The sequence below is a fragment of the Streptomyces sp. NPDC001889 genome, from assembly GCF_053594535.1.
The window spans coordinates 57,456-71,721 of sequence record NZ_JBSFER010000034.1 but is presented as its reverse complement, the minus strand read 5'-3'; the positions used below and the strand labels follow the sequence as shown (position 1 = coordinate 71,721).

13 protein-coding genes are annotated in these 14,266 nt (G+C 72.8%); 7 read left to right on the top strand and 6 right to left on the bottom strand.

What is annotated here, in order from left to right; translation table 11 throughout:
- Window positions 1-210: 210 nt before the first annotated feature.
- Complete coding sequence (locus ACWCRA_RS32140) at window positions 211-1,128, bottom strand: LolA-like protein (RefSeq protein WP_351553916.1); 918 nt, start codon at window positions 1,126-1,128, stop codon at window positions 211-213.
- 218 nt (window positions 1,129-1,346) lie between these two features.
- On the opposite strand from ACWCRA_RS32140, the gene ACWCRA_RS32135 reads away from it, so the two are divergent.
- The 3 genes from ACWCRA_RS32135 (at window position 1,347) to ACWCRA_RS32125 (ending at window position 6,530) form a co-directional block, all read left to right on the top strand.
- Entirely contained in the window at window positions 1,347-4,460 is a 3,114-nt protein-coding gene (locus ACWCRA_RS32135; RefSeq protein ID WP_451069229.1) for a LuxR C-terminal-related transcriptional regulator, read from the top strand.
- A 157-nt stretch (window positions 4,461-4,617) separates the two neighbouring features.
- A complete protein-coding gene (locus ACWCRA_RS32130) occupies window positions 4,618-5,367 on the top strand; it encodes a dioxygenase family protein (protein WP_451069228.1) in 750 nt (249 codons plus the stop codon).
- On the top strand, window positions 5,364-6,530 hold the full coding sequence (locus tag ACWCRA_RS32125; RefSeq protein WP_451069227.1) for a hypothetical protein: 1,167 nt from the start codon (window positions 5,364-5,366) through the stop codon (window positions 6,528-6,530). Before ACWCRA_RS32130 ends, ACWCRA_RS32125 begins: the two co-directional genes overlap by 4 nt.
- A 176-nt stretch (window positions 6,531-6,706) precedes the next feature.
- Here ACWCRA_RS32125 and ACWCRA_RS32120 read toward each other — a convergent pair whose 3' ends face one another.
- Both ACWCRA_RS32120 and ACWCRA_RS32115 read right to left on the bottom strand, forming a co-directional pair.
- Window positions 6,707-6,889 carry a DUF6243 family protein gene (locus tag ACWCRA_RS32120; RefSeq protein WP_351553904.1) on the bottom strand — a complete coding sequence of 61 codons (183 nt, stop codon included), beginning with the start codon at window positions 6,887-6,889 and terminating at the stop codon, window positions 6,707-6,709.
- A 232-nt stretch (window positions 6,890-7,121) separates the two neighbouring features.
- Complete coding sequence (locus tag ACWCRA_RS32115; protein ID WP_351553901.1) at window positions 7,122-8,507, bottom strand: glycine--tRNA ligase; 1,386 nt, start codon at window positions 8,505-8,507, stop codon at window positions 7,122-7,124.
- A gap of 222 nt (window positions 8,508-8,729) precedes the next feature.
- On the opposite strand from ACWCRA_RS32115, the gene ACWCRA_RS32110 reads away from it, so the two are divergent.
- From ACWCRA_RS32110 to ACWCRA_RS32095, 4 genes are all read left to right on the top strand, one after another.
- Window positions 8,730-9,743, top strand: coding sequence for a metal ABC transporter substrate-binding protein (locus ACWCRA_RS32110; protein WP_351553898.1), 1,014 nt, complete (start codon window positions 8,730-8,732; stop codon window positions 9,741-9,743).
- Between the two features lie 103 nt (window positions 9,744-9,846).
- A complete protein-coding gene (locus ACWCRA_RS32105) occupies window positions 9,847-10,635 on the top strand; it encodes a metal ABC transporter ATP-binding protein (protein WP_351553896.1) in 789 nt (262 codons plus the stop codon).
- A 1-nt stretch (window position 10,636) separates the two neighbouring features.
- On the top strand, window positions 10,637-11,551 hold the full coding sequence (locus ACWCRA_RS32100; protein WP_351553893.1) for a metal ABC transporter permease: 915 nt from the start codon (window positions 10,637-10,639) through the stop codon (window positions 11,549-11,551).
- Window positions 11,552-11,609: 58 nt separating this feature from the next.
- Complete coding sequence (locus tag ACWCRA_RS32095) at window positions 11,610-12,035, top strand: Fur family transcriptional regulator (protein WP_351553890.1); 426 nt, start codon at window positions 11,610-11,612, stop codon at window positions 12,033-12,035.
- Between the two features lie 40 nt (window positions 12,036-12,075).
- Here ACWCRA_RS32095 and ACWCRA_RS32090 read toward each other — a convergent pair whose 3' ends face one another.
- From ACWCRA_RS32090 to recO, 3 genes are read right to left on the bottom strand one after another with little or no spacing between them, the layout of a single operon-like run.
- Window positions 12,076-12,621 carry a YcxB family protein gene (locus ACWCRA_RS32090; protein ID WP_351553887.1) on the bottom strand — a complete coding sequence of 182 codons (546 nt, stop codon included), beginning with the start codon at window positions 12,619-12,621 and terminating at the stop codon, window positions 12,076-12,078.
- Complete coding sequence (locus tag ACWCRA_RS32085; RefSeq protein ID WP_351553884.1) at window positions 12,614-13,438, bottom strand: isoprenyl transferase; 825 nt, start codon at window positions 13,436-13,438, stop codon at window positions 12,614-12,616. Before ACWCRA_RS32085 ends, ACWCRA_RS32090 begins: the two co-directional genes overlap by 8 nt.
- Before the next feature lie 27 nt (window positions 13,439-13,465).
- Entirely contained in the window at window positions 13,466-14,212 is a 747-nt protein-coding gene (gene recO, locus ACWCRA_RS32080; protein WP_351553881.1) for a DNA repair protein RecO, read from the bottom strand.
- Window positions 14,213-14,266 lie beyond the last annotated feature (54 nt).

Sequence of the window (14,266 nt, the reverse complement as noted above, 5' to 3'; positions counted from 1 at the left end):
TCCGGGGCATGTCCCGGGGCCCACGGCGCTGGGGAGTTTCTTTCGGATCGGGCCGGATCGGTGAGCGGGGTCCGGTGCCGTGGATCGCGAGGCGGAGGAGGGAGCCCACGCGGAGCGCCGGCGACCGACGACAACGCGGCGAGGCGCGGTGCCAGGGCTCGCGAGCCCTGGCACGATCCGAAAGAGACGGCCCAGGAGAGGGCGCCCCGGTCAGGAGGAGGCGGCCGGGGAGGAGCCGCCCTGCTTCATCAGCTCCTTGAACTCGACCGTCTCCGAGGCCGGGGGCCTCTCCGCCGAGACCTTGGTGCCGTAGTCGCTGTAGAAGACGGTGGAGTTGAACGAGCCGGTCTTCATCTTCCCGCTCTCCACCTTCTTCACCAGCAGATTCTCCTTGTCGACCCAGATGTCGACCTTCTGCGTGGTGATCCCGGCGGTGGCGAGCTGCTTCTTGAACGTCTCCAGTTCCTTGGCGCCCAGCTCGCTGTTGGCGGTGCTCAGCTCGGCCACGTCGATCGTGCCCGAGTACCGGGTGGCGGAGACGCCGCGCACCGACTCCTCACCGGCCTTCTTCACATCACCCGAGGCCAGCAGGGCCTTGACCGCCTGCTGCGGGGTGCTGTTCTGGAGCTGGTCCTTGAGCACGCTGCCGGACGGGCCGGCCATCGCCGCGAGGTCGTCGTAGGTGTAGCTGATCCAGGGCTTGCCGTTCATCTGGCGGGCGACGGTCTCGCCCATGTTCACGACGTACCCGTCCTTGAAGTAGCGGGTCTCCATGGGGCCGGTGACACCGGACTGCTTCATGGTCTCGGCCATGGTGCCACCGGTGTAGGTGATGTCCATGGTGCCGCTGAGGCCGTCGGACCAGTCAATGGCCCCGGCCTGCTTCATCGACATCATCTCGCCCATGACCGTGGTGCCCTCGATCTTCGCCGAGTCGGCACCGCCGGTCTTCGCCTGGACGTCCCGCAGCGCGGCTATCGGGTCGGCCTTCAGCAGGCCGCCGTTCTCCAGGCCATCGGACTTCTTGCCGCTGCCCTCGCCGTCCGAACCGCCGCAGGCGGCAACTGATGTCAGAGCCGCGGCCACCGCTGCCGAAACAGCCAGGCACCGGATGGTCTTCGCCTTCATTTTCCGTCCCCTCGTCGTGTGCTTCCACGCTAACGCCGGGCACTGACAACGCTCCGTTCCAGCACCGGATGCGCACAAGGGTGTTACGAACACCGGGAACACCGCGAGCACCGAACCGCCGGTGCGGCCCCGGCCGGGCAGAGCGCCGTCCACCCGCCCTGTCCGCCTTTCGCCACGCCGGGTGGACCTCCTCCGCTCCTTCCGTCAGGATGCGGCAGATGAGCCCCAGCGGAGCGTGCGCGGTGTGCGGGAGCGGGATACCCAGGCAGGCCAACCGCGTTGGCAGACCGGCGAGTTACTGTTCGGGAGCCTGCCGCCAGCGCGCCTTCCGCAGACGCGCCGCCATCTCCCCCGCCCCTTCCCCCGCCACAGGCACCGCCACCGGCACCCCGACCGGACCGGCCACCGGCCCCGGCGGCGCCGGCCGCCCCCTCCCCGGCAGCGAGCCGGCCCGCCCGCTCGACTCGTTCGTCGGCCGCCGCCGCGAGCTGGCCCGGCTGCGGACGCTCCTGCGCACCTCCCGGCTGCTGACCCTCACCGGCCCCGGCGGCGCGGGAAAGACCCGGCTCGCCCTCGAATTCGCCCGTCGGCTGCGCCGCGGCACCCGGCTGGCCCGGCTGGACTCGGTCCGCACCGGGGACGAGCTGCTGGGCGCCGTCGCCGCCGCCCTCGGCGCCGGGGAGCGCGGCCGGCGCAGCGGAATCGATCTGCTCGCCCATGCCCTCGGCGACCACCCGGCGCTGCTCGTCCTCGACAACTGCGAGCATCTGGCCGAGGAGTGCGCACAGCTCGCCGGGGAGCTGCTCGGCCGCTGCCCCCGGCTGCGGATCGTCGCGACCAGCCGGGAGGTGCTGCGGGTCCCCGGCGAGGTGGTGCTGCGCGTCGGCGAGCTGTCCCTGACCGCCACCGGCACCGACCCCGTACCGGACGCGGTCCGCCTCTTCGTGGAGCGCGCCGCCGACCGGCTGCCCGGCTTCGCGCTGACCGGCGCCAACGCCGCCACGGTCGGCGAGATCTGCCGGCGGCTCGACGGGATGCCGCTCGCGATCGAGCTGGCGGCCCGGCGGATCGGGGCGCTCCCGCCCGGCGGGATACTCGCCGGTCTCGACGACCAGCTCAGCCTGCTCACCGACGGCAGCAGAACCGGCCCGGGGCGCCATCGCGAGCTGTCGGCGGTGATCGACTGGAGCCATCGGCTGCTCGACGCGCGGGAGCAGGCGGTCTTCCGCAGGCTCTCCGTGCTGGCCGGCGGCTTCGACGCCGAGGCCGCCGCCGCCGTCTGTGTGGACCCCGCCGACCCGGCCCCCGAGGTGCTGCGGACGCTGTGCGCGCTGGAGGACAAGTCGCTGCTGGTCCGCCAGTCCGGCGACCCGGACCGGGCCCGGTTCCGGCAGTTGGGCGCGATCCGGGCGTACGCCCTGGCCCGGCTCGCCGACTCCGGGGAGCTGGAGCGCACCTGGGAGCGGGCGGTGGCCCGGCTCACCGCGCTGGCCGAGCCGGCGCCCGGCCAGGTCTTCCCGGACTTCGCGCAGGGGGTGCGGAGCCGGGAGCGGGAGAATCTCGCGGCGGCCGTCGACCACTGCGCGTCCCGGGGGCGGGGCGCGCACCCCCGGCTCACGATCGCCCTGGCCCGGCTCCACTTCAGCGAGGAGCGCCCCAGCGCCGCCCGGGCCCTGCTGGACCGGCTGCCCGTGCGGGACACGCCGTACGAGGGTGAGGCGTACGCCCTCGCGTCCCGGGCCGCCAGCCACCAGGCGGACACGGTCGCCGCCCTCCGTCTCGCCGGGCTCGCGGTGGCGGCCGAGCGGCGCCGGGGGAACCCCGCGGGGCTCGCCGACGCGCTGAACGCCCGCGCGGGCGCCCTGCTCAACCGGCAGGACTTCGCCGCCGCCGTCGACGACTTCGCCGAGTGCCTCGCCGTGGTCACCCCCCTCGGCCGCCCCCTCGACGAGGCGTCCTGCCGCCACCATCTGGCCTGGGCGCTGCTGCACACCGGCGCGGCGGCCGAGGCGGACGCGCTGATGCGGCACTGTCTGCCGGTGCTGCGCGACCACCCCGTCTGGCGCAGCACGGTCGCCGCGCTGCACACCGCCGGTGCCGTACGGCTGGCCCTGGACGACGACGCGTCGGCGGGGGAACTGTTCGCGCGGGCGCTGCGGCTGGTGCCGGGGATGAGTTTCCACGCGCTGTATCCGCTGGAGGGTCTGGCGGTCGTCGCGGCGCGGCAGGGGGCGATGAAGCGCTCGCTGCGGCTCTTCGCGGCGGCGGCGAAGGCCCGCGCCCGGCTGGACACCGAGCCGGAGGCCGCCTGGCGGCACCGGATCGAGGGGGCGATGGCCACGGCGGCCGGCGCGCTGCCGCCCTCCGCCCGGGACAGCGCCAGTTCGGCGGGGCGCAGGCTGGACTGGGCCCAGTTGGTGGCGTACGCGCTGGAGGTGCGGCCGGTGGCGGGGTCCAGGAGGGCGGGGCGCGTCCCCGGGGAGCCGGACCCGCCCCGGCGCGGCCCGGGGCTCTCCGGGCCGGCCCCCGGCGCCCGGGGCCCCGACGACGGCCCTGGCCGGCCGCGCCCCCGGAGCCGGGCCGCGGGCACCCGGCCGGGCGGCGCGGGCGAGCCGGGCGCCGTGTCCCGTGCGCCGGGCTCCCGGCGCCCCGGGCGCGGGCCGGGCGGCGCGAATCCGGAGAGCGGCGGTGAGCCGGGGGCCGCGTCCCGGCCGGCGCGGGACACCCGCTCCCCGGCGACCGGGAGGCCCCCGGAAGCGACGGCACCGGACCCGGCGCCCGGACCGGCGAGAGGACCAGCGAGAGGACCGGCGCCCGGACCGGCCAGAGGACCAGCGCCCGGACCGGCGAGAAAACCGGCGCCCGGACCGGCGCCCGGGCCGGCAACCGGACCGGGGACCGAACCGGGGACCGAACCGGCGACCGGCCAGGGGCAGGAACCCGGCGGGCACGGCGCGGCCCCCGGCGCCCCCTGGCCGGAGGCGGTCCGGCCACCACCGTCCGGCCCGCGCCCGGGGGTCGCCCTCACCCCGCTCACCGCCCGCGAGTACACCGTCGCCGGTCTGGTCGCCGAGGGGCTGACCAACCGGGAGGTCGCCGGGCGGCTGGGGGTATCGGCGAGTACCGTCGCCACCCATCTCGACCATGTGCGGGACAAGCTCGGCCTGCGCTCCCGCACCCAGATCGCGCTCTGGGTGGACCGGGCCAGGCCCCGCCCCGCGCAAGGCCCCGGCCCCAGTCCCAGTCCCGGTTCCAGTCCCGGTCCTGGTCCCGGTCCCGGCTCCGGCTCCGGCTCCGGCTCCGGCCCACGGAAGCCGGGCGGAGTTTCGTAACGCGTCCGTACGCGTGCGCGTACGCGTCCGTCCCACCGGTCATCCGGCCGATCCGCTCCCGCGCCCCGGCCGTCAGGCTGGCCGCGCAGTGCACTTCCGGGGCGCCCCGCCCGAGTTCCGGGGGTGTCCTGCCCCGAGACCCGAGGAGATCGCGCACATGCGCCTTGAGCACCCAGCGAACGGCGGGCCCGGCAGTGACGCCGAACCACCGCCGCCGGACTCCAGACGATCCTTCATCCGGGCCGGTTCGGTCACGGTGATGACCGCTGCCGCCCTCGGCGCGGCCGGTGCGGCGGCCACCCCGGCCGCCCCCCGCTCCCTCGTGGAGGAGGCCCGCCGCGCCGGGCGCCCGGCCCCCCTCACCCCCGCCTGCGACGGTCATGAGACCCCGGCGGCGGTGGAGGGCCCGCTCTTCAAGCCGCACTCCCCCGAGCGCACCGATCTGCGCACCCCCGGCACCCGGGGTGTACGGCTGGAGCTGACCGGAACCGTGTACGACACGGCCTGCCGCGCGATTCCCGGCGCGCTCATCGAGTTCTGGCAGTGCGACCAGAACGGCGACTACGACACCACCGGGTTCTCGCTGCGCGGCCACCAGTTCAGCACCGGGAGGGGCGCCTTCACCCTCCGTACCATCGTCCCCCGCGACTACGCGGGCCGCTGGGGCACCCGGGCGCCCCATATCCATACGCGCATCCAGGCTCCGGGCGGCCCCGCGCTGATCACCCAGCTGTACTTCCCGGACAACACCCTGGCGTACGGAAGGGACTTCGCCGTGCTCAACGCCTCCGACCAGCTCATCAACCGGGCCTGCACCATCGCCCTGACGGGTCCGGCGGGCGGCGCCTACCGCGGTGCGTTCGACTTCGTCGTCAAGACCGCCGCGGCGAGGGGGCAGCAGCGATGAGGAGGACGCATCCGCGCTGGCCCGTCCTGGCCGCGGCGCTCACCGCGGGGCTCATCGCGACCAGCGGGGTGATCGCCTCGGAGAGCGCCAGGGACGGTTCGCCGGAACGCCGGGGCGCCGCCCCGGTGCCGGCCGCCGAGCCCGCGTTCTCGGCGGCGGACGGACGGTGGCAGCGGACCGACGTACCGGTGGGGAGGGGGGATCTGACCGCGGTGGCCGCGCTCGACTCGGAGCGGGTATGGGCCGTCGGCTACCGGCTGATCGGCAACTCCGTCGGGCAGCCGGTGGCCCTGCGCTGGGACGGCAGGTCCTGGACGGAGGAGTCCCGGCTGCCCGCCGGCTCCTGGCCCCAGACCCTGGCGGTACGGTCCCCGGACGACATCTGGGCGGCCGGTTCCGGTACGGCCCACTGGAACGGCGCCTCCTGGACCTCCCACGCCCCGGCCGCCGAGCCGGGCGGCGGCCGGGTGGTCCCGGAGGCCCTGGCGACGGGCCCCGACGGCGCGGTGTGGATGGCCGGGCGGGCGGTGCCGGGCTCGGTCAAGAACGGGGTGCCCTCGGTCCAGTCGTGGAACGGCTCGGCATGGGAGCGGCACGCGCTGCCCGATGTGGGTACGGGAGAGCTGACCGCGATCACGGTCATCGCCCCGGACGACGTGTGGGCCGTGGGCACGTCCTTCGCGGACGGGAGCGGGGCGCAGAGCGCGCTGGCGCTGCACTGGGACGGCCGTGCCTGGAAGCGGGTGGAGGCTCCGGCGGCGCCGGTGGGCGAGCACCGCTGGTTCGGCGGGATCAGCGCGGCGGGTCCGGACGGGACGGTGTGGGCGGTCGGCGGGAGGGTGGCCCCGGATGGTTCGGAGCGGCCGTTCACGGCCCGTTGGAACGGCCGGGGCTGGGTGGCGGTGCCCGCTCCGCGGATCGCGGACGGGAGGTTGCGGGCGGTGAGCCGGGACGCGGACGGGACGGTGTGGGCAGCGGGGGGCAAGGGGGCGGTGTCGGTGGTGCTCCGGTGGGATGAGAGGGAGCGGAGGTGGGAGCGGGGGGCTGATCCGGGCGTGGTGATCCGCGGCTTCGCCGCGGTGCCGGGTGCGGACACGCTCTGGACGGTCGGCCTCTCCAACCGAGCCGACCTCACCCCCGCGGCCACCCGCCTCACCGGATAACCCTCCCGCCCCGCCCTTGGTCCTCAACCTCCCCCAGAGCTTCCTCTGGGAGGTGCCCCCAGACAGGCTGCGTCTCTCAGCCCCCCGGGCGGCGCCCGGGCCGGGGCAGGAGGAAAAGCAGGGGCCCGGCCCGTGGGGTGAGCACGGGGCGGGCCCCTGAAAGCACTACCGGTGAATCAGCTCGCCGAGTCCTGCGACTCCTGCGCGCGCTCCCGCATCTTCCGCAGCAGCTCCGCCTTCTGATCCGCGGCAACCTTCCGGTTCGCCTCCGGCGTCGGACCCTGCCCCTGCTGTTCGGCACGCGACAGCTTCTTGCGCTGTCCGCCTACGCCGAGGAGATTATTGCGGCTCTTGGCCATGGGGTTCTCCCATTCGTGGTGAGAAGTGACTGAGGAATCGTCAGATGAGGACGGGGACGGGCCGCCGCTCTCTCACTCGTAGATCTGGAAGAACGAAGAAGACATGCGGGTGACATTACAGCCCCACCGAACCCACCCGCACCCGAATTTCCCCCCGGCACACCCCCCGAACACCGGAAGGACCCCCGGACCGTCCAGGTCCGGGGGTCCTTCAGAACCCGGGTGCGCGCGATCAGCAGCCGAGCAGCCGCGCGCCCAGGTACGCCTGGATCTGGTCCAGCGAGACCCGCTCCTGCGTCATGGTGTCGCGCTCACGCACGGTCACCGCGTTGTCGTCGAGGGTGTCGAAGTCGACCGTCACGCAGAACGGCGTACCGATCTCGTCCTGGCGGCGGTAGCGGCGCCCGATCGCGCCGGCGTCGTCGAACTCGATGTTCCAGTTCTTGCGCAGGTCCGCCGCGAGCCCCTTCGCCTTCGGGGAGAGCTGCGGGTTCCGCGAGAGCGGCAGCACGGCCACCTTCACCGGCGCCAGGCGCGGGTCGAGCCGCATCACGGTGCGCTTCTCCATGACGCCCTTGGCGTTCGGCGCCTCGTCCTCGTTGTACGCGTCGAGCAGGAACGCCAGCATCGCGCGCCCGACACCGGCCGCGGGCTCGATGACGTACGGCGTCCAGCGCTCGCCGGCCTCCTGGTCGAAGTACGACAGGTCGTGGCCGGACGCCTTGGAGTGCGCGGAGAGGTCGTAGTCCGTGCGGTTGGCGACGCCCTCCAGCTCACCCCACTCGTTGCCGCCGAACTGGAAGCGGTACTCGATGTCGGCGGTGCGCTTGGAGTAGTGGGAGAGCTTCTCCTTCGGGTGCTCGAACCACCGCATGTTCTCCTCGCGCATACCGAGGTCGCGGTACCAGTTCCAGCGCTGCTCCATCCAGTACTCCTGCCACTCCTCGTCCTCGCCCGGCTTGACGAAGAATTCCATCTCCATCTGCTCGAACTCACGGGTGCGGAAGATGAAGTTGCCGGGCGTGATCTCGTTGCGGAACGACTTGCCCATCTGGGCGATGCCGAACGGCGGCTTCTTGCGCGAGGTCTGCTGCACCTGGCCGAAGTTGGTGAAGATGCCCTGGGCGGTCTCGGGGCGCAGATAGGCGACCGAGCCGGAGTCCTGGGTGGGGCCGAGGTGGGTGGAGAGCAGGCCGGAGAACTGCTTCGGGTCCGTGAAGGTGCCCTTGTTGCCGCAGTTGGGGCAGTTGAGGTCGGCGAGGCCGTTCTCGGGGCCGCGGCCGTTGTGCTTCTCCTCGTACGCCTCGATGAGGTGGTCGGCGCGGTAGCGCTTGTGACAGGAGGTGCACTCGGTGAGCGGGTCGGAGAAGGTCGCGACGTGACCGGAGGCCTCCCAGACCTCGCTGGCCAGGATCACCGACGAGTCGATGCCGACGACGTCCTCGCGGGAGGTGACCATGTAGCGCCACCACTGGCGCTTGAGGTTCTCCTTCAGCTCGACGCCCAGCGGTCCGTAGTCCCAGGCGGCGCGCTGACCGCCGTAGATCTCACTGCACGGGTAAACAAAGCCACGGCGCTTGCTGAGGCTGACGATGGTGTCGATCTTGTCGGCGGCCACGGTGCTCTCTTCATAGATGACGACGACGGACGGCGAACGCTCAGATTACCGGCGTGCGCACCCCTGGGATCAAATCGGTTGGCAGGTGAACCGGAATCGGGACGCGCGGCCCGCCCCCGGAGCCCGTCCGCACGGGCCCCCGATCACCCTCCGACCGAGCGTGAACCATCTCCGGACCGACTTTGTTGACAATCGTTTCCACTTTTGTTGAAAATGACTGTCATGAACGTACGCCGCCTCATACGCACCACCGCCACCGCCGGAGCCCTCGCCCTCGGCCTGACGGCGGTCTCCGCCTGCGCCTCCACGGACTCCGGAGACGGCAAGGAGGACGGGAAGCTCAAGGTGACGGCGTCGTTCTACCCCATGCAGTTCCTCGCCGAGCGGGTCGGCGGCGATCATGTCTCGGTCTCCACCCTGACCAAGCCGGGTGTCGAGCCGCACGATCTCGAACTGAAGCCCCGGCAGACCGCCGAGCTGGGCGAATCCGGCTACATCCTCTACCTCAAGGGCCTCCAGCCCGCCGTGGACAAGGCCATCGAGCAGTCCGGTGTGAAGCACCGCACCGACGCCGCGACCCTCACCGCGCTGGAGACCCACGGGAGCGACCACGCCCACGAGGGCGAGGAGGGCCACGACCACGCCCACGGCGGCGAGGAGGAGGGCCACCAGGACCACGGGAGCCACGAGGGCCACGATCACAGCACCGAGGCCGGCGGCGACCCCCACATCTGGCTGGACCCGGTGAAGTACGCCGAGGTCGCCAAGGGGGTCGGCAAGGCCCTCGCCAAGGCCGACCCGGCCAACGCCAAGGCGTACGAGAAGAACGCGGACACCCTGGTCGGCGAGCTGACCGCGCTGGACACCGCGTACCAGCGGGGCCTGGGCAAGGCGGCCGGGAAGACCTTCATCACCACCCACACCTCCTTCGGCTACCTCGCCGAGCGGTACGGCCTCGACCAGGAGGGCATCACCGGCATCAGCCCCGACGCCGAGCCGAGCCCCGCCCGGATCAAGGAGCTCCAGTCCATCGCGGAGAAGGAGAAGGTCACCACGGTCTTCTTCGACAGCCTCGCCAGCGACCGGGCCGCGAAGACCCTCGCCGCCGACACCGGGCTGAGGACCGATGTCCTCGACCCCCTGGAGGGGATCACGGACAAGTCCAGGGGCGACGACTACATCGAGGTGATGGAGTCCAATCTCACGGCCCTGAAGAAGGCCCTGGGCGCCGCGTGAGCAGCATGACCCTGACGAGCGGCACGAGCCGCACGAGCCCCGGCCATCGCATCAGCCGCATCAGCCGCATCAGCCGCACGACACCAGCCGAACGGAGTCCACGATGAGCGAGCCCGCCATAGCGCGGCCCGAGACGGCCCCTGTCATAGCGGTGCGCGGCGCCCGCGCCACGCTGGGCTCGCGCCCGGTGCTGCGCGGCATCGATCTGACCGTGCGGCGCGGCGAGGTGGTCGCCCTGCTGGGCGCCAACGGCTCCGGCAAGTCCACGGCCGTACGCTCCGTGATCGGCCAGATCCCCCTCACCGGCGGCGGCATCGAGCTGTTCGGCACCGAGCTGCGCCGCTTCCGCCAGTGGTCGCGGGTCGGCTATGTCCCGCAGCGCACCACCGCCGCCAGCGGGGTCCCCGCGACCGTGCGCGAGGTCGTCTCATCGGGCCGGCTCTCCCGGACCCGGCTGGGGCTGCCCGGGCGCGCGGACCGGGCGGCCGTGGACCGCGCCATCGGGCTGGTGGGCCTCGCCGACCGCGCGAAGGACTCCGTGGGCGCGCTCTCCGGCGGCCAGCACCAGCGGGTGCTGATCGCCCGCGCGCTGGCCTCCGAACCCGAACTGCTGATCATGGACGAGCCGATGGCCGGGGTGGACCTGGCCAGCCAGGGCATCCTGGCCGAAACGCTCCGTGACCAGGTCGCGGCCGGTACGACGGTGCTGCTCGTCCTCCACGAGCTGGGCGCGATCGAGCCGCTGATCGATCGCGCGGTGGTGCTGCGCGACGGCTGCGTGGTCCACGACGGGCCGCCGCCGGAGGCCGTCGGCCAGCACGCGCTGCCCGGCCACGACCATGTACATCCGCACGCGGCCGGTGAGCCGCTCCGCACGGGACTGCTGACCTGACATGGAAATCCTTGAGACCGCCTTCATGCAGCGGGCGCTGATCGCGGCCCTGCTGGTCGGCATCACCGCACCCGCCATCGGCATCTATCTGGTGCAGCGCCGGCAGGCGCTGATGGGCGACGGCATCGGCCATGTCGCGATGACCGGTGTCGGTCTCGGCTTTCTGCTCTCCACCAACCCGATCTGGATGGCGACCCTCGTCTCCGTCGTCGGCGCGGTGACCATGGAGCTGATCAGGGCGTACGGGCGCACGCGCGGCGACATCGCGCTGGCGATGCTCTTCTACGGCGGCATGGCCGGCGGTGTGCTGCTGATCAATGTCTCGGACACCGGCTCCACCGGCGATCTCGGCTCCTTCCTCTTCGGCTCGCTCTCCACGGTCTCCGACAGCGATCTCATCGCCATCGGGGCGCTCGCCGCCTTCGTGGTGCTGGTCTCGGTGGGGCTGCGCCGGCAGCTCTTCGCGGTCAGCCAGGACGAGGAGTTCGCCCGGGTCACCGGACTGCCGGTGCGGGCGCTGAATCTGCTGATCGCGGTCACGGCGGCGGTCACCGTCTCGGTCGCGATGCGGGTGGTGGGGCTGCTGCTGGTGAGCGCGCTGATGGTGGTCCCGGTGGCGGCGGCCCAGCAGCTGACCCGGTCCTTCCGGGCGACCTTCGTGGTGTCGGTGGCGATCGGCGTGGCCGTGACCCTGGCGGGCACCACCACCTCGTACTACCAGGACGTGCCCCCGGGCGCGACGATCGTGCTGCTCGCCATCGGTGTCTTCATCGCGCTGACCGCGCTGGCCACCCCGCTCGCCCGGCGCCGCGCGCGGCGCTCCGAGGCGCCGGCCTCCGGCCCCGACGGCGGGGAGCCGGGCTGCCCCGCCGGGGCCCCGGGCGCGCGCCGCTCGGGCGACGACGTCAGGGTCTGACGCCGGGCCTGGCAGAATTGGCCCCGACAGCATGACGGGGCGAAGCGAGGAGGCACCTGTGGTGACGGCGCCAAGCGGCGGAAACACCGCCCCTGTACGAGGCCGGTCGACCCGGCAGCGTGCCGCGGTCGCGGCGGCGCTGGACGAGGTGGACGAGTTCCGCAGCGCACAGGAGCTGCACGACATGCTCAAGCACCGGGGCGACTCGGTGGGGCTGACCACGGTCTACCGCACCCTCCAGTCCCTCGCGGACGCGGGCGAGGTGGATGTGCTGCGCACCAGCGAGGGGGAGTCGGTCTACCGCCGGTGCTCCACCGACGACCACCACCACCACCTGGTGTGCCGGATCTGCGGCAAGGCCGTGGAGGTGGAGGGCCCGGCGGTGGAGCAGTGGGCGGAGACGGTCGCGGCCCAGCACGGCTTCGTGAATGTCGCCCACACCGTGGAGATCTTCGGCACCTGCGCGGAGTGCGCCAGCGCCTGAGACCCCGGGCCCCGGGGGTCCCCTCGGGGCCCCGGGGGCCTCACACCCGCCGGACGCACCGGTCCAGCAGAGCCCGCAGACGGTCCGCGTCGGCGGGCTCCGCCAGACCCCGCTTGGGCAGCACACCGAGCGCGGCGGAGGTCCGGTCGGGGCTCAGCAGGACGAAGTGCTCCTCGGTCTCCCGGTAGCGGTCGAGCGTGCTCCAGCCGAAGGACTGCGAGAAGTCGGGCGAGGTGATGTGCACCCCGGCGCTGTCGACGACGGCCCGCAGCTCCCCGTACCGCTGGAACAGCCTGTACGCCTGCCGGGCCTGTGTCCGGGGGCTCAGCGCCGTCATCACCAGCAGAAAGCAGCTCAGGCCGACCAGCCCGGCCGCGAACGGGTCGAGCACCTTGCCCACGGCCTCCGCCCGCAGCCAGGCGGTGACCAGGCCGAAGACGGCGACGGACGACCAGATGACCAGTTGCAGCCGCCCGGCCGGGGTCCGCGCCAGCCGCACCCGCAGCGCGGACTCCAGGTCCCGCACGGTCGTCGTGTAGCGCAGTTCCACGGTCTCCGGGCCGGCCGCCGTCGGCAGCTCAGGCACCGTTCGGCCCCTGCACCTCGTTGGGGATCGCGCCGCCGAAGCGGCGGTCGCGCTGGGCGTACTCCAGACAGGCCCGCCACAGGTCGCGGCGGTCGAAGTCGGGCCACAGCACGTCCTGGTAGACCATCTCGGCGTAGGCGCTCTGCCAGATCAGATAGTTGGAGACGCGCTGCTCGCCGCTGGGCCGCAGGAAGAGGTCCACATCGGGCATGTCGGGGTAGTACATGTGCTTCTGGAAGGTCTTCTCATTGACCTTCGACGGGTCGAGCCTCCCCGCCGCGACCTCCTCCGCGATCCGCCGTGCCGCGTCGGCGATCTCGGCCCGGCCGCCGTAGTTGACGCAGAAGTAGAGCGTCATGGCGTCGTTGCCGACGGTCTGCTCCTGGGCGACCTGGAGCTCCTGGACGACCGACTTCCACATCTTGGGCATCCGGCCGACCCAGCGGATGCGGATGCCGAGGTCGTTCATCTCGTCGCGGCGGCGGCGGATGACGTCCCGGTTGAAGTTCATGAGGAAGCGCACCTCGTCGGGCGAGCGCTTCCAGTTCTCGGTGGAGAAGGCGTACAGGGAGAGGTTCTTGACACCGATCTCCAGACAGCCCTTGAGCACATCGAGCACGACGCCCTCGCCGACCTTGTGCCCCTCGGTGCGCGGCAGCCCCCGGCCCTTGGCCCAGCGGCCGTTGCCGTCCATGACACAGGCGATGTGGTGCGGGACCAGCTCACCGGGGATCTTCGGCGGGCGCTCGCCGGAGGGGTGCGGTTCGGGGACCTTGTACTCGCGGCGGGACCGGCCCAGAATTCCGCGTCGTGCCATGCGGCTCACTTCTCCTCGCTTGTGGGGTCACTTCTCGACGTACCGGAGCGAGCGCAGGCCGCGCTCCATGTGCCAGTGCAGATAGGCGGAGACCAGTCCGCTGCCCTCTCTGACATGGCGGGCCTCGCAGGCGTCCGCCGTGGGCCAGTCGCCGGTCAGCAGCGCGCTGAGCAGGGTGATGGCCTCGGATGACGGTACGACACTGCCCGGCACCCGGCAGTCACCGCATATGACGCCCCCGGCGGCGACGGAGAAGAAGCGGTTGGGTCCCCCGAGGCCGCACTTGGCGCAGTCGTCGAAGCTGGGCGCGTACCCGTTGACGGCGAGGGAGCGCAGCAGGAAGGCGTCGAGGACGAGGTGGGGCGCGTGCTCGCCCCGGGCGAGGGTGCGCAGCGCGCCGACGAGGAGCAGGTACTGCTGGACGGCGGGCTCGCCCTCGTGGTCGGTGAACCGCTCGGCGGTCTCCAGCATGGCGGTGCCGGCGGTGTAGCGGGCGTAGTCGGTGACGATGCCGCCACCGTACGGAGCGATGGTCTCGCTCTGGGTGCAGAGCGGGAGGCCGCGCCCGATCAGCTCGGCCCCGCGCGCGAAGAACTGCACATCGACATGGGAGAACGGCTCCAGCCGCGCCCCGAACTTCGATTTGGTCCGCCGCACCCCGCGCGCGACGGCCCGGACGCGGCCGTGCCCGCGCGTGAGCAGGGTGATGATGCGGTCGGCCTCCCCCAGCTTCTGGGTGCGCAGCACGACACCGTCGTCACGGAACAGGCTCATGGCCCCATTGTCCCGTACGGACGAGTGCCCTCCGCACGGGAGGGGCCCCTGGGG

Bases quoted from the DNA above. Each gene is read 5' to 3' on its own strand.
- ACWCRA_RS32100 (WP_351553893.1), top strand. From the start codon at position 10,637: ATGGAAATCCTTGAGACCGCCTTCATGCAGCGGGCGCTGATCGCGGCC.
- ACWCRA_RS32120 (WP_351553904.1), bottom strand. From the start codon at position 6,889: ATGGCCAAGAGCCGCAATAATCTCCTCGGCGTAGGCGGACAGCGCAAG.
- recO (WP_351553881.1), bottom strand. From the start codon at position 14,212: ATGAGCCTGTTCCGTGACGACGGTGTCGTGCTGCGCACCCAGAAGCTG.
- ACWCRA_RS32125 (WP_451069227.1), top strand. From the start codon at position 5,364: ATGAGGAGGACGCATCCGCGCTGGCCCGTCCTGGCCGCGGCGCTCACC.
- ACWCRA_RS32085 (WP_351553884.1), bottom strand. From the start codon at position 13,438: ATGGCACGACGCGGAATTCTGGGCCGGTCCCGCCGCGAGTACAAGGTC.
- ACWCRA_RS32105 (WP_351553896.1), top strand. From the start codon at position 9,847: ATGAGCGAGCCCGCCATAGCGCGGCCCGAGACGGCCCCTGTCATAGCG.
- ACWCRA_RS32110 (WP_351553898.1), top strand. From the start codon at position 8,730: ATGAACGTACGCCGCCTCATACGCACCACCGCCACCGCCGGAGCCCTC.
- ACWCRA_RS32140 (WP_351553916.1), bottom strand. From the start codon at position 1,128: ATGAAGGCGAAGACCATCCGGTGCCTGGCTGTTTCGGCAGCGGTGGCC.
- ACWCRA_RS32135 (WP_451069229.1), top strand. From the start codon at position 1,347: ATGAGCCCCAGCGGAGCGTGCGCGGTGTGCGGGAGCGGGATACCCAGG.
- ACWCRA_RS32130 (WP_451069228.1), top strand. From the start codon at position 4,618: ATGCGCCTTGAGCACCCAGCGAACGGCGGGCCCGGCAGTGACGCCGAA.